General features: G+C 72.9%; 12 protein-coding genes and 1 tRNA gene. 4 read left to right on the top strand and 9 right to left on the bottom strand.

Going from position 1 to position 12,266, the window contains the following annotated elements; genetic code table 11:
- Nucleotides 1–61: 61 nt before the first annotated feature.
- Genes ACZ518_RS33810 through ACZ518_RS33800 form a run of 3 tightly spaced genes read right to left on the bottom strand, consistent with a single transcriptional unit; the run spans nt 62 to nt 2,168 of the window.
- A complete protein-coding gene (locus tag ACZ518_RS33810; RefSeq protein ID WP_469116845.1) occupies nt 62–733 on the bottom strand; it encodes a pentapeptide repeat-containing protein in 672 nt (223 codons plus the stop codon).
- Between the two features lie 37 nt (nt 734–770).
- Entirely contained in the window at nt 771–1,247 is a 477-nt protein-coding gene (locus ACZ518_RS33805) for a GNAT family N-acetyltransferase (protein WP_469116844.1), read from the bottom strand.
- A 42-nt stretch (nt 1,248–1,289) separates the two neighbouring features.
- A complete protein-coding gene (locus ACZ518_RS33800; protein WP_469116843.1) occupies nt 1,290–2,168 on the bottom strand; it encodes an aminoglycoside phosphotransferase family protein in 879 nt (292 codons plus the stop codon).
- A gap of 77 nt (nt 2,169–2,245) precedes the next feature.
- Here ACZ518_RS33800 and ACZ518_RS33795 point away from each other — a divergent pair, with 77 nt between their 5' ends.
- On the top strand, nt 2,246–3,625 hold the full coding sequence (locus ACZ518_RS33795) for an NAD(P)/FAD-dependent oxidoreductase (RefSeq protein ID WP_469116842.1): 1,380 nt from the start codon (nt 2,246–2,248) through the stop codon (nt 3,623–3,625).
- Nucleotides 3,626–3,712: 87 nt separating this feature from the next.
- On the opposite strand, the gene ACZ518_RS33790 is transcribed toward ACZ518_RS33795, so the two are convergent.
- Nucleotides 3,713–3,786 (bottom strand) — tRNA-Thr (locus ACZ518_RS33790).
- Between the two features lie 245 nt (nt 3,787–4,031).
- Between ACZ518_RS33790 and ACZ518_RS33785 the strand changes: the two genes are divergently transcribed.
- The 3 genes from ACZ518_RS33785 (at nt 4,032) to ACZ518_RS33775 (ending at nt 6,535) form a co-directional block, all read left to right on the top strand.
- Entirely contained in the window at nt 4,032–5,108 is a 1,077-nt protein-coding gene (locus ACZ518_RS33785; protein ID WP_469116841.1) for an ABC transporter ATP-binding protein, read from the top strand.
- Nucleotides 5,109–5,299: 191 nt separating this feature from the next.
- Complete coding sequence (locus ACZ518_RS33780; protein WP_007265522.1) at nt 5,300–5,710, top strand: hypothetical protein; 411 nt, start codon at nt 5,300–5,302, stop codon at nt 5,708–5,710.
- Nucleotides 5,711–5,764: 54 nt separating this feature from the next.
- Complete coding sequence (locus ACZ518_RS33775) at nt 5,765–6,535, top strand: nucleotidyltransferase family protein (RefSeq protein WP_469116840.1); 771 nt, start codon at nt 5,765–5,767, stop codon at nt 6,533–6,535.
- Nucleotides 6,536–6,682: 147 nt separating this feature from the next.
- Here the strand turns inward: ACZ518_RS33775 and ACZ518_RS33770 are convergent, their stop codons facing one another.
- The 5 genes from ACZ518_RS33770 to ispD form a co-directional block, all read right to left on the bottom strand.
- Nucleotides 6,683–8,236, bottom strand: coding sequence for a DoxX family protein (locus ACZ518_RS33770; protein WP_469116839.1), 1,554 nt, complete (start codon nt 8,234–8,236; stop codon nt 6,683–6,685).
- A 156-nt stretch (nt 8,237–8,392) separates the two neighbouring features.
- Nucleotides 8,393–9,364 carry a 23S rRNA (guanosine(2251)-2'-O)-methyltransferase RlmB gene (gene rlmB, locus ACZ518_RS33765; RefSeq protein ID WP_469116838.1) on the bottom strand — a complete coding sequence of 324 codons (972 nt, stop codon included), beginning with the start codon at nt 9,362–9,364 and terminating at the stop codon, nt 8,393–8,395.
- A gap of 101 nt (nt 9,365–9,465) precedes the next feature.
- The gene (gene cysS / locus ACZ518_RS33760) at nt 9,466–10,866 is read right to left on the bottom strand and encodes a cysteine--tRNA ligase (RefSeq protein WP_469116837.1); all 1,401 of its coding nucleotides are present in this window, start codon (nt 10,864–10,866) and stop codon (nt 9,466–9,468) included.
- 115 nt (nt 10,867–10,981) lie between these two features.
- On the bottom strand, nt 10,982–11,479 hold the full coding sequence (gene ispF / locus ACZ518_RS33755; RefSeq protein ID WP_469116836.1) for a 2-C-methyl-D-erythritol 2,4-cyclodiphosphate synthase: 498 nt from the start codon (nt 11,477–11,479) through the stop codon (nt 10,982–10,984).
- Nucleotides 11,469–12,215 (bottom strand): 2-C-methyl-D-erythritol 4-phosphate cytidylyltransferase, encoded by a 747-nt coding sequence (gene ispD, locus ACZ518_RS33750; protein WP_469116835.1) that lies wholly within the window; start codon nt 12,213–12,215, stop codon nt 11,469–11,471. The genes ispF and ispD overlap by 11 nt, the downstream gene beginning before the upstream one ends.
- Nucleotides 12,216–12,266: the final 51 nt, after the last annotated feature.

The raw sequence follows: 12,266 nt of genomic DNA, 5'->3' as shown, positions 1-12,266 counted from the left end.
CCCCGCACACCCGGCCCGTACGACCCCCGTCCGTACGGGCCGGACCCGTGCACCGCCCCCGCTACCCCACCACCCGCAGCCCCAGGTGCGCCGCCAGCGCCGGAGCCAGCTCGAACAGCTGCCCGGGACTGATCACCGCCCCCGCCAGTGACTCCACCCCCCGCGCGATGCCCAGCTCGGCGGCCCCCCGCAGGTCCACCTCCGCCAGCCGCGCCCCCGTCAGGTCCGCGCCCCGCACCACGCAGTCCCGGAACTCCACCCGCTCCAGCACCGCCCCGCCGAAGTCCGGCTCCACGAGCACGCACCCCTCGAACACCACGTCCCGCAGCCGCGCCGCCCGCAGGTTCAGGTAGTCGATCTTGCCGCCGCGTACGAGGACCCGCTCCAGCACCGCCCCGTGCAGCTGCACCCCGCCCAGCCGGGCCTCCACCAGCTCCACGTCCCGCAGCGAAGCCCCCGACAGGTCGGTCCCCACCCCCCGGACCCCCTCCAGCACCGAGTCCAGGAACCGCGCCTTCGCCAGCCCCGCCCCGTCCAGCCCGCACCGCCGCAGCGCGCAGTCCAGGAACCGCGCCCCGACGCCCTCCTGCCCCGCCAGATCCAGGTCCGCGAACTCCAGCCCGTCGTAATCCCCGTCCGGCTCCAGCCCACCGCCTTCCCACCCCGTCAGCTCCGGCAGCCGTACCTCCGGCCGCCGGGCCTCCTTCACCTTCGCCTGCCCGTTCCGCGCCATACGCACATCGTGGCCCACGGCACCGACAACGGCCCCGCTATCCCGCCCCACCCAGCCGCGCCAGCGCCCCGTCCGTCAGCCGGTACACCGACCACTCCTCCTGCGGCCGCGCACCCAGCGCCTCGTAGAACGCGATCGTCGGCGCGTTCCACTTCAGCACCGACCACTCCAGCCGCTCGTACCCGCGCTCCACGCACGTCCGCGCCAGCTCCGCCAGCAGCGCCTTCCCGTACCCGCCCCCGCGCACGCCCGGCCGTACGTACAGGTCCTCCAGGTAGATCCCGTGCACCCCGCGCCACGTCGAGAAGCTCAGGAACCACACCGAGAAGCCCGCCACCTCCCCGGAGTCCGTCTCCGCGATGTGCGCGAACACCGCCGGGCGCTCCCCGAACAGCGCCTCGCGCAACTGCTCCGGCGTCGCACGCGCCTCATGCGGCACCTTCTCGTACTCCGCCAACTCCCGGATCATGGAGTGGATTTCGGCAACATCGTCAACAACGGCAGCACGGATCATCCCGCCACCCTAGGCCGTGTCTTTCGGATCAGGCCGGGCCCCTCACCGCCCCAGCAGCAGCCCCGCCACCGCCACCTCACGGCGCGGCAGCCGCCGGCAGCCCTCCTCCACCTCCCACAGACAGTTCTGCAGCACCCGGCCCAGCGTCCACGCCCGCGCCCGCGCCCGGTCCGCCCCCAGCGCCTCCGTCAGCAGGTCGAACCGCCACCGCACGTCCCGCTCCCGGTACTCGTTCACCAGCGACGGCAGCAGCTCGAAACCCGGATCCCCGGCCAGCGGCTTCGGATCGATCGCCAGCCACGGCTCGCGCTCGCCCGCCAGCACGTTCCCGAAGTGCAGGTCCCAGTGCAGCAGCCGGTCACCCGGCTCCCCCGCCACCTCCGCCAGCGCCCCCGCACAGTCCCGCAGCACCCGCCGGTCCGCCGCCGAAGCCAGCCCGGCCGCCGCCCGCGGCACCCGCTCCAGCATCCCCGCCGCGATCCCCCCGAGCCCCCGCAGCCCCTCCGGCGCCGGCACCGCGCACAGCCGCGCCAGCAGCTCCCCGATCACCCCCACCGCCGCCCGCGCGTCCCGCCGCGCCAACCGCGACAGGGGCCGCTTCTCGTCCAGCCGCTCCAGCAGCAGCGTCCCCGTCGGCGCGTCGTACTCCAGCAGCCGTACGCTGCCCCGCCCGCCCCACGCGCGCAGCGCGAGCGGCTCCCCGACCGTCTCCTCGTCCGGGGTCAGCACCTTCAACGCCGCCGCCGTACCGTCCGCCCGCTCCACCGGCAGCACCACCGCCGTCATCCCGCGCATCCCCGGCCCGGTCACCCGCAGCCCCCAGCGCTCCAGGAACGCCTCCACCACCCGAACACCCCTTCCCGAACCGGTACGAACCCCGCGCCACCCTACGGCGGACGTCCCCGCCCGCACATCGCACATCCCGCCGCGCAACCGGGCCCCGGCCACGACATCCGGTACCTGGACACCCCCGCGCGACCCCGTGTAGCAACTCCCCCATGACGATCAACGGCGGTATCTCCTTCTGGTACGCGACCGACACGACGGCCCACCAGCCACCCCGGGCACCCCTCACCACCGACGCCACGGCAGACGTCGTCATCGTCGGCGGCGGCTACACCGGCCTGTGGACCGCCTACTACCTCAAGCGCGCCGCCCCCGACCTCCGCGTCACCGTCCTGGAGCAGAAGTTCTGCGGCTACGGCGCCTCCGGCCGCAACGGCGGCTGGCTCTACAACGGCATCGCCGGCCGCGACCGCTACGCCGCCCTGCACGGCCACGAAGCCGCCCGCCGCCTCCAGCACGCCATGAACGACACCGTCACCGAAGTCATCGACACCGCCGCCGAGGAGGGCATCGACGCCGACGTCCACCGCGGCGGAGTCCTCGAAGTCGCCCGCACCCCCGCCCAGCTCACCCGCCTCAAGGCCTTCCACACCGCCGAACTCTCCTTCGGCGAGACCGAGCGCGAGCTGTACGACGCCCCCGCCACCCGCGCCCGCATCGACATCGCCGACGCCGTCGGCTCCAGCTGGACCCCCCACGGCGCCCGCATCCACCCCCTCAAGCTCGTCCGCGGCCTGGCCGCCGCATGCGACCGCCTCGGCGTCGTGATCCACGAATCCACCCCGGTGACCGAGATCGCCCCCCGCCGCGCCGTCACCCCGTACGGCACCGTCCGCGCCCCGTACGTCCTGCGCTGCACCGAGGGCTTCACCGCCGCCCTCAAGGGCCAGAAGCGCACCTGGCTCCCCATGAACTCCTCGATGATCGTCACGGCCCCCCTGCCGCCCTCGGTCTGGGAGCAGCTGGGCTGGCAGGACGCCCCGCTCCTCGGCGACATGGCCCACGCCTACATGTACGCCCAGCGCACCGCCGACGACCGCATCGCGATCGGCGGCCGCGGGGTCCCGTACCGCTTCGGCTCCCGCACCGACAACGACGGCCGCACCCAGCCCGCCACCATCGCCGCCCTCACCACCCTCCTCACCACCTTCTTCCCGCTCCTCACGGGCACCCCGGTCACCCACGCCTGGTCCGGCGTCCTCGGCGTCCCCCGCGACTGGTGCGCCACGGTCACCCTGGACGCCACCACGGGCCTGGGCTGGGCCGGCGGCTACGTCGGCTCGGGCGTCGCCACCGCCAACCTCGCCGCCCGCACCCTGCGCGACCTGGTCCTCGGCGACCGCACGGAGCTGACCGCCCTCCCCTGGGTCCACCACCGCGTCCGCCGCTGGGAGCCGGAACCCTTCCGCTGGCTCGGCGTCCACGCCCTCTACGCCGCCTACCGCGAGGCGGACCGCCGCGAAGCCACCGCCCACCGCCCCACGACGACCCCCCTGGCCCGCCTGGCGAACCGCGTCTCGGGCCGCGACTGAGGCATACGAAAAGGCCCCGGGTGATCACCCGGGGCCTTTCGCTTCTGTACGCATCCCCTTGGTCGTTAACCCTCTGACCTGGGACGGAGCCGCCTGTCGGAATCGAACCGACGACCTCAAGATTACAAGTCAAGCGCTCTAGCCAACTGAGCTAAGGCGGCACAACACCACCCGCGACCTACTGCGCGTGGAGCCGCCATCACTCTACACAGCGCCCGATTCCCCGAGCCATCACATTGATCCGGCACCGGAACCCCGGACCGCCGCCCCCGTCCGCAATCCGGGCCGTCAGATTGCTGACAGGAGCCGTGCCGCGAGGTAGCGTCGGGCGGAGTCCAGTCGACTGGACTAGACCTTCCACTCGGATCGTCCGGCACGTTCCTGCCGGTAGAAGGGATTCACCACCATGGCTTCTGTCACCTTCGACAAGGCGACCCGCCTCTACCCGGGCGGCGACAAGCCCGCCGTCGACCAGCTGGAGCTGGAGATCGAGGACGGCGAGTTCCTCGTCCTCGTCGGCCCCTCCGGCTGCGGCAAGTCCACCTCCCTGCGCATGCTCGCGGGCCTGGAGGACGTCAACGGCGGCGCCATCCGCATCGGCGACCGCGACGTCACGCACCTGCCGCCCAAGGACCGGGACATCGCGATGGTGTTCCAGAACTACGCGCTGTACCCGCACATGTCGGTCGCCGACAACATGGGCTTCGCGCTCAAGATCGCCGGTGAGGACAAGGCCACCATCCGCCGCAAGGTGGAGGAGGCGGCGAAGATGCTGGACCTGACCCAGTACCTCGACCGCAAGCCGAAGGCGCTCTCCGGCGGCCAGCGCCAGCGCGTCGCCATGGGCCGGGCCATCGTGCGCAAGCCGCAGGTGTTCCTCATGGACGAGCCGCTGTCGAACCTCGACGCCAAGCTCCGCGTGTCCACCCGTACGCAGATCGCCGCGCTCCAGCGCGACCTCGGCATCACCACCGTGTACGTCACCCACGACCAGGTCGAGGCCATGACGATGGGCGACCGCGTGGCCGTGCTGAAGGACGGACTGCTCCAGCAGGTCGACACCCCGCGCAACATGTACGACCGGCCGGCGAACCTGTTCGTCGCCGGGTTCATCGGCTCGCCCGCCATGAACCTCGTCGAGGTGCCGATCACCGACGGCGGTGTGAAGTTCGGCGAGAGCGTGGTCCCGGTGTCGCGCGAGGCGCTGTCCGCCGCCGCCGACTCGGGCGACAGGACCGTCACCGTCGGCGTGCGCCCCGAGCACTTCGACATCGGCGACACCGGCGGCCTGACGATCACCGTGAACGTGGTCGAGGAGCTGGGCGCCGACGGGTACGTGTACGGCAGCCACGACGGCCAGGACATCGTGGTGCGCGTGAACGGCCGCCAGGTGCCCGAGAAGGGCTCCTCGCTGCACGTGGTGCCGCGTGCGGACGAGATCCATGTTTTCTCGACGTCTTCCGGTGCACGGCTGTCCAACTGAGTGACGGGCAGGGGCGTTCCGCCAAGGGGCGCCCCTGCCGCGGCAGTTGCGGGGGCCGGCTCCGCGAACCCCGCCAGACCGGGCCATTCGGCCGCACTCGTCAACCCTTAAATCGAAAAGCCACGTCGAACCATCCCCCGACCGGGTGACTAAATGTCGCCAAATCCTCACCGAGCGCTACTCTCGCCCTCGTGACCCACACTGCCCGCCGAATCGGCCGTTCCCTCGCCCTGGTCCTGCCCGTCGTCCTGGTGCTGTCCGGGACCCTCGCGGTCACCATGGTCCCCTGGGCGGACAACTCCTCCCAGATCCTGACCGCCTCCGCCGAGGACGTCTCCGTCCCGAAGAAGCCGGCCGCACCCCAGGACCTGCTGCGCGACAAGCTCCTCGGCGAGCTCCAGCAGGGCGAGCAGCCGGGCACCGTGCTCACGCACCTCCAGCAGGAGGTGAACGGACGGCCGTCGCTGGCGGAGCACTGCGTGAGCATCGCGCGGGCGCTGGGCCGGGCCGCCGTGGAGGCCTACGGGCCGACGAAGGCCCAGTCGTACGCGCGCCCCGTGTGCGACACCTCGTACGCGACCGGTGTCGCCTCGATGGGCTGACGGCCCGTCGCGCCTGCCCCGTCGGGGGCGGGGGCCGTCCCTACGCTGGCGGCCATGACCGAGATCGGCCCCGAACCACCCCAAACCACCGATGACGCGGCCGCGTTCCCGGCCCCTCCCACCCAGGCTGTCGTCCTGGCGGGCGGGCAGGGTTCGCGGCTGCGGCCGTATACGGACCACCGGCCGAAGCCGATGGTGGAGATCCCCGGTACCGGACTGCCCATCATCGGCCACCAGTTGGCGTGGCTGGCCGCCGAGGGGGTGACTGACGCGGTGGTGTCGTGCGGACATCTGGCGGAAGTGCTCCAGGAGTGGCTGGCGGAGGCCGTGCTGCCGTTGCGGGTGACGACGGTGGTGGAGGAGGAGCCGCTGGGGCGCGGGGGCGGGCTGAAGTTCGCGGCGCGGCGGCTGCCGCGTCCGGACGGGGCCTGGTACGCGACCAACGGGGACGTGTGGACGCGTTTTCCGCTGCGGGAGATGGCGGCGTTCCACGAGGAGCGGGAGGCGGTGGCGACGCTGGCGCTGGCGCGGCCGCGGATGCCGTGGGGGGTGGTGGAGACGAACGAGTTCGGGCAGGTGCTGGACTTCATCGAGGCTCCGCCGTCGCCTTATCCGATCAACGCCGGGGTGTACGTGTTCGCTCCCGGATTCGCCTCGCTGCTGCCGGACTTGGGGGACCACGAGCGGACGACGTTCCCGCGGCTGGCGCGGGAGCGGCGGCTGGCGGGCTTTCCGCTGCCGCAGGGGGCGTACTGGCGGGCGATCGACACGGCGAAGGACTTGACCGAGGCGGCAAGGGAGTTGGCGGCGCAGGGCGCCGTCTGAGCGGTTTCCGTGTTGCTACGTCACCACCGCGCCGCCACCGCGCCGCCGCCGCGCCGCCCCGTGCGGTCGGTGGCGGGCGGTCGGTGGCGTGCGGAAGGGCCCGGCGCGCCGTACGCGCGCCGGGCCCTCCGGTTCGGTGTGGGGGGGTCAGCCGAGGAGGCCGCCGACGAGGCCGGGCTTCTTGGCCGTGGTGTCCGTGCTGCTGCGGGTCCCGGAGGAGGTGGCCGGCGGCTGCTGGGGGCTGGACTGCTTGGGGGTGCTGCCGCGCGGGGTCTGGCTGCCGCCGGAGCTCTTGGTGGCGCTGGGCGCGGAGCCCGTCGTGGAGCTTTCCCGGGTCGGGGCGCTGCTGCCGGTGCGGCCGGACTTGGCGGCGGGCTCGGAGGGCGCTGCGGAGGGGGAGGCCTGCTTCGAGGGCTGCTGCTGCCTGCCGGGGGCGGACTGCTTGGCGGGGGCCTGCGGGAGCGGGCTGCCGGGGAGGTAGTTGCTGGGGGCCTGGCCGGGGCCGGGGACGGTGACGACGGTGGAGGAGCGGACGGCTCCGCCGAGGAGGGAGCCGATGAGGAGGGTGAGTCCGCAGACGACGGTGGCCATGACGGCTCCGCGCCGCAGGACGCGGCGGCGCAGCCGCCAGATCTCGGAGCGGGGGCCGAGGGTGCGCCAGGCCTCGCCGGTGAGGCGTGCGTCGAGGGAGTAGACGGGCGCGCCGGCGATGACCAGCGGGCTCCAGGCGGCGAGGTAGATGATGTCGGGGGCGTCGTAGGCGGGGACGGTCTTCCAGCTGACCGTCATGAGGAGGGCGGCGGAGAGCAGGGCGCCGATGCAGGCGGCGAAGCGCTGCCAGAGGCCGAAGACGGTCAGGACGCCGACGATGACCTGCAGGAAGGCGACGCTGAGGCCGGCTCCGACGGGGTGGGCGAGCGCGAAGTCGCGCAGGGGTTCGGCGAGGGCCCAGGGGTGCAGGGTCTGGAGCCAGGTGACCATGGAGCCGCGTTCGCCGCCGTCGAAGTAGACGGGGTCGCAGAGTTTGCCCATGCCGGCGTAGATGGAGATGAAGCCGAGGAAGACGCGCAGGGGGAGCAGGACGACGCCGAGGTTCATGCGGCGGCCGGGGTAGTAGGAGGCCTGGCCGCGGGCGTCGGGGGCGGGGCGCCGGCTGTCGGGGCCGGTGTCGGGGCCCGGGTGGTCGCCGTCGTGGGCGTCGTAGGGGTCGTACGGCTGGTAGGGCTCGCGCGGGAGGTCGCGTACGGCGGCGAGGGGGCGGGTCTCGTCGGGGTCGCCGTAGGTGCGCTGGCCGATGACGGTGGGGGTGGCGAGGGTGTCCTCGCCCAGGTCGTGTGCCAGGTCGACCCGGGGGATGGTCTGGGTGGCGGCTCCGCCGTCGTAGTCGTCGTGGCCGCGGCCTGCTTCGCGTACGGCCTGGAGGAGTCCTCCCATGGCCGCGCCGTCGCCGGGGGCGGACTTGCCGCTCCAGACGACGGGTGCGCGGCGGCGGGCGGCTCCGGCGGTCGCGACGGCGGCGGCGCCGAGGAGGGGCGCGCGGCCGGGGGCTTTCGCGGGCTTGGAACGCGCGCTCGGGCTCGGTGCGAGCCGCACGCGGAAGCTGGCGTGGTTGACGATGACCTGTGCGGGGTCGCACGGCACCTTGACCATGCTCAGCGCGGGCTGGTCGTCGAACCCTGACGTTCTGGTGTCCACACTCATCTAACCGAGTGATGAGTGTTTAGGACACTGCCTTGACACGAGGGATCTGTCCGAGACCCGTCAAGATCAAGTCGCCCCGCCCGTGACGGGCGGGGCGACACGCTCACGGGTCATGCCCCGTGGGCCAAGTGGATCAAGCGGCTGCGGCCGTCCGGGTCAGACGCGGCCGCGCTGGGCGCGCTTGCGGGCGGCCTCGTAGAGGACGACGCCGGCGGCGACACCGGCGTTGAGGGACTCGGCGCCGCCGGGCATCGGGATGCGGACGAGGTAGTCGCAGTTCTCGCCGACGAGGCGGCCGAGGCCCTTGCCCTCGGAGCCGACGACGATGACGACGGGGCCGGAGAGCGCGTCGAGGTCCTGGACCTCGTGGGTGCCCTCGGCGGCGAGGCCGACGACGGCGATGCCGGCCTTCTTGTAGTCCTGGAGGGCGCGCGTGAGGTTGGTGACGCGGGAGACCGGGGTGCGGGCGGCGGTGCCGGCGGAGGTCTTCCAGGCGCCGGCGGTCATGCCGGCGGCGCGGCGCTCGGGGATGACCACGCCGTGGCCGCCGAAGGCGGAGACGGAGCGGACGATCGCACCGAGGTTGCGGGGGTCGGTGACGCCGTCGAGGGCGACGATGAGGGGGTCCTCGCCGTTGTCGTGGGCGGCGTCGGTGAGGTCCTCGGGGTGCGCGTACTCGTACGGCGGGACCTGGAGGACCAGGCCCTGGTGGTTGAGCCCGTTGGTCATGCGGTCCAGCTCGGGGCGCGGGGCTTCCATCAGGTTGATGTTGCCGCGCTCGCCGGCGAGCTTGAGGGCCTCGCGGACGCGCTCGTCGTTGTCGATGAACTGCTGGACGTAGAGGGTGGTGGCGGGGACGCCGTCGCGCAGGGCCTCGAAGACCGGGTTGCGGCCGACGACCATCTCGCTGGTGCCCTTGGGGCCGCCGCGGCGGGGGGCCGGGCGGCGCTTGGCGGCCTGGCGGGCCATGGCGTTGGCGATGCGGTTCGCCTTGTGCTTCTTGCGGTCCTCGGCCTTGGGCGTGGGGCCCTTGCCCTCCAGGCCCTTGCGCCGCTGGCCACCGCTGCCGACCGTAGCGCCCTTCTTGTTGGACGTGCGGCGGTTCCTGCGCTGGCTGTTCCCGGCCATGACCTCTACCTGTTTTCGTTCGTGCTGCGATATGTACGTATGAAGAGTGTGCCGCCCGGAAGCCCGGGCGGCACAACACGGCTGGTCCGGGTGGGTCCGGATCAGCGGGGGCCGAGGGTCCAGCGCGGGCCGCTGGGGCTGTCCTCGATGACCAGACCCGACTGGTTCAGCTGGTCGCGGATGGCGTCGGCGGTCGCCCAGTCCTTGCGGGCGCGGGCGGACTCGCGCTGCTCCAGGACGAGGCGGACCAGGGTGTCGACGGCCCCGTGGAGGTCGTCGCCGCGGTCGTTCTCGCCGGCCCAGTGCGGGTCGAGCGGGTCCAGGCCGAGGACGCCGAGCATGGCACGCACCTCGGACAGGCGGGCGATCGCCTCGTCCTTGTCGTCCGCGGCGAGCGCGCTGTTGCCCTGGCGGACGGTGGTGTGGACGATGGCCAGCGCCTGCGGGACGCCCAGGTCGTCGTCCATCGCCTCGGCGAAGGCCGGCGGGACCTCGGCGGCGGCCTCGACGGGCCCGCCCGCCTTCTCGATGACGCGCTGGCAGAAGCCCTCGATGCGGGCGAAGGCGGACTCCGCCTCGCGCAGCGCCTCCTCGCTGTACTCGATCATCGACCGGTAGTGGGGGGTGCCGAGGTAGTAGCGCAGGACGATCGGGCGCCACTGCTTGAGCATCTCGGAGACGAGCACCGAGTTGCCGAGCGACTTCGACATCTTCTCGCCGGACATGGTGACCCAGGCGTTGTGCACCCAGTACTTCGCGAAGGAGTCGCCGAAGGCCTTGGCCTGGGCGATCTCGTTCTCGTGGTGCGGGAAGATCAGGTCGATCCCGCCGCCGTGGATGTCGAAGGCCTCGCCGAGGTACTTGTGCGCCATGGCGGAGCACTCCAGGTGCCAGCCGGGACGGCCGCGGCCCCAGGGGGTCTCCCAGGAGGGCTCGCCGGGCTTGACGGACTTCCACATGGCGAAGTCGCGCGGGTCGCGCTTGCCGGTCTCGCCCTCGCCGGAGGGCTGGAGCAGGTTGTCCAGCTCCTGGTTCGACAGCGCCAGGTAACCCGGGAAGGAGCGCACGTCGAAGTAGACGTTGCCCTCCGACTCGTACGCGTGGCCGCGCTCGATGAGCCCGCGCATCATCTCGATCATCTCGGGGACGTGGCCGGTGGCGCGCGGCTCGTACGTCGGCCGCAGGCAGCCGAGGGCGTCGTAGCCGGTGTTGAACGCCAGCTCGTTCTCGTAGCCGATGGACCACCAGGGGCGGCGCTGCTCGGCGGACTTCGCGATGATCTTGTCGTCGATGTCCGTGACGTTGCGGATGAACGTGACGTCGTAGCCGCGGTACGTGAACCAGCGGCGCATCATGTCGAAGTTGAGGCCCGAGCGGATGTGCCCGATGTGCGGGGCCGCCTGCACGGTCGCGCCACACAGGTAGATCGAGACGCAGCCCTGTTCGAGCGGGACGAAGTCGCGGATCTGCCGGGCGCTGGTGTCGTACAGGCGAATAGTCACGGCATCCAGGGTAGTGCGCCAGCGGCAGTGCCCCGCGACCGTTTGAGGCCGCCCGGACGGTTTGTTGCCGAAGAGGTGACCTCCGTAACGGGCGGCCCGTGGCCCCGGGCCGTACTCAGACGCGGTCCGTCCGGTAGACGAGGGCGGTGGCGATGGCGGCCAGGCCTTCGGCGCGGCCGGTGAGACCGAGTCCGTCGGTGGTGGTGCCGGAGACGGAGACGGGGGCGCCCGCCGCCGCCGCGAGCGCCTTCTGCGCTTCCTCGCGCCGCTTGCCGATCTTCGGGCGCACGCCGATCACCTGGATCGCGATGTTGCCGATCTCGAAGCCCTCGGCGCGGACGATCCGGGCGGCCTCCGCCAGGAGGGTGACCCCGGCGGCGCCGGACCACTCGGGGCGGGAGGTGCCGAAGTGCGCGCCGAGGTCGCCGACGCCTGCGGCGGAGAAGAGGGCGTCACAGGCGGCGTGGGCGGCGACGTCGCCGTCGGAGTGGCCGGCGAGGCCGTCCTCGCCCTCCCACAGCAGTCCGGCGCACCACAGCTCGCGGCCGGTCTCGAAGGCGTGGACGTCGGTGCCGATCCCGACGAGCGGGATCAGGGGCAGGTCAGTAGACATCGGAGGCCCTCCTGCGGGCGAGTACGGCCTCGGCGAGGACCAGGTCGAGCGGACGGGTGACCTTGAAGGCCTCTTCGTGGCCGGGGACGGTCACGACGGTGACCCCGGTGCGCTCCACCATGCCGGCGTCGTCGGTGGCGCCCTCGCCACTGACGGCGATGGCCTCGTGCGCGCGGAGCAGGGTGGCGAGGTCGAAGCCCTGCGGGGTCTGCACGGCGCGCAGCCGGGCCCGCTCGGGCGTGGCGACGACCGGCTCGGGGTCGCCGGGCGCGCCGGGCTCGACCTCCTTGACGGTGTCGGCCAGGGGCAGTGCGGGGACCACGGCGGGGGCTCCGTCGCGGACGGCCTCGACGACGGAGTCGACGGTGTCGACGGGGACCAGGGGGCGGGCCGCGTCGTGGATCAGTACGGAGGTGATGTCGGCGGGCAGGGCGGCCAGGCCGGCGCGCACGGACTCCTGGCGGGTGTCGCCGCCGGGGACGACCAGGATCTCGGTGCGGTCGGGCAGGGCGTGCTCGTCCAGGAGGTGGCGTACCTCGGCCGCGCCGTCGGGCGGGGCGACGACCACGACCAGGGCGACCGCGCGGGAGCGGGCCATGGCGCGGACGGCGTGGATCAGCATCGGGGTCCCGCCGAGGGCCCGCAGGGCCTTGGGGGCGCCGGGGCCGAGGCGTACCCCGCGGCCGGCGGCCGGGATCACCGCGGCGGTGCGGTGGGGGCGGGATTCGTCAGACATCAGTAGCTCCGAGCCAGGTTTGTGACTTCGGCCGACATGGGTATGGCCTTG

The sequence above is a fragment of the Streptomyces sp. NPDC033966 genome (assembly GCF_055575955.1).
The sequence above is the reverse complement of the archived record's forward strand: the minus strand, read 5'-3'. Positions and strand labels throughout refer to the sequence as shown.

Bases quoted from the DNA above. Each gene is read 5' to 3' on its own strand.
- ACZ518_RS33810 (WP_469116845.1), bottom strand. From the start codon at position 733: ATGGCGCGGAACGGGCAGGCGAAGGTGAAGGAGGCCCGGCGGCCGGAG.
- ACZ518_RS33785 (WP_469116841.1), top strand. From the start codon at position 4,032: ATGGCTTCTGTCACCTTCGACAAGGCGACCCGCCTCTACCCGGGCGGC.
- rlmB (WP_469116838.1), bottom strand. From the start codon at position 9,364: ATGGCCGGGAACAGCCAGCGCAGGAACCGCCGCACGTCCAACAAGAAG.
- ACZ518_RS33805 (WP_469116844.1), bottom strand. From the start codon at position 1,247: ATGATCCGTGCTGCCGTTGTTGACGATGTTGCCGAAATCCACTCCATG.
- ACZ518_RS33800 (WP_469116843.1), bottom strand. From the start codon at position 2,168: ATGTGCGATGTGCGGGCGGGGACGTCCGCCGTAGGGTGGCGCGGGGTT.
- ACZ518_RS33795 (WP_469116842.1), top strand. From the start codon at position 2,246: ATGACGATCAACGGCGGTATCTCCTTCTGGTACGCGACCGACACGACG.
- ACZ518_RS33770 (WP_469116839.1), bottom strand. From the start codon at position 8,236: ATGAGTGTGGACACCAGAACGTCAGGGTTCGACGACCAGCCCGCGCTG.
- ispD (WP_469116835.1), bottom strand. From the start codon at position 12,215: ATGTCTGACGAATCCCGCCCCCACCGCACCGCCGCGGTGATCCCGGCC.
- ispF (WP_469116836.1), bottom strand. From the start codon at position 11,479: ATGTCTACTGACCTGCCCCTGATCCCGCTCGTCGGGATCGGCACCGAC.
- ACZ518_RS33775 (WP_469116840.1), top strand. From the start codon at position 5,765: ATGACCGAGATCGGCCCCGAACCACCCCAAACCACCGATGACGCGGCC.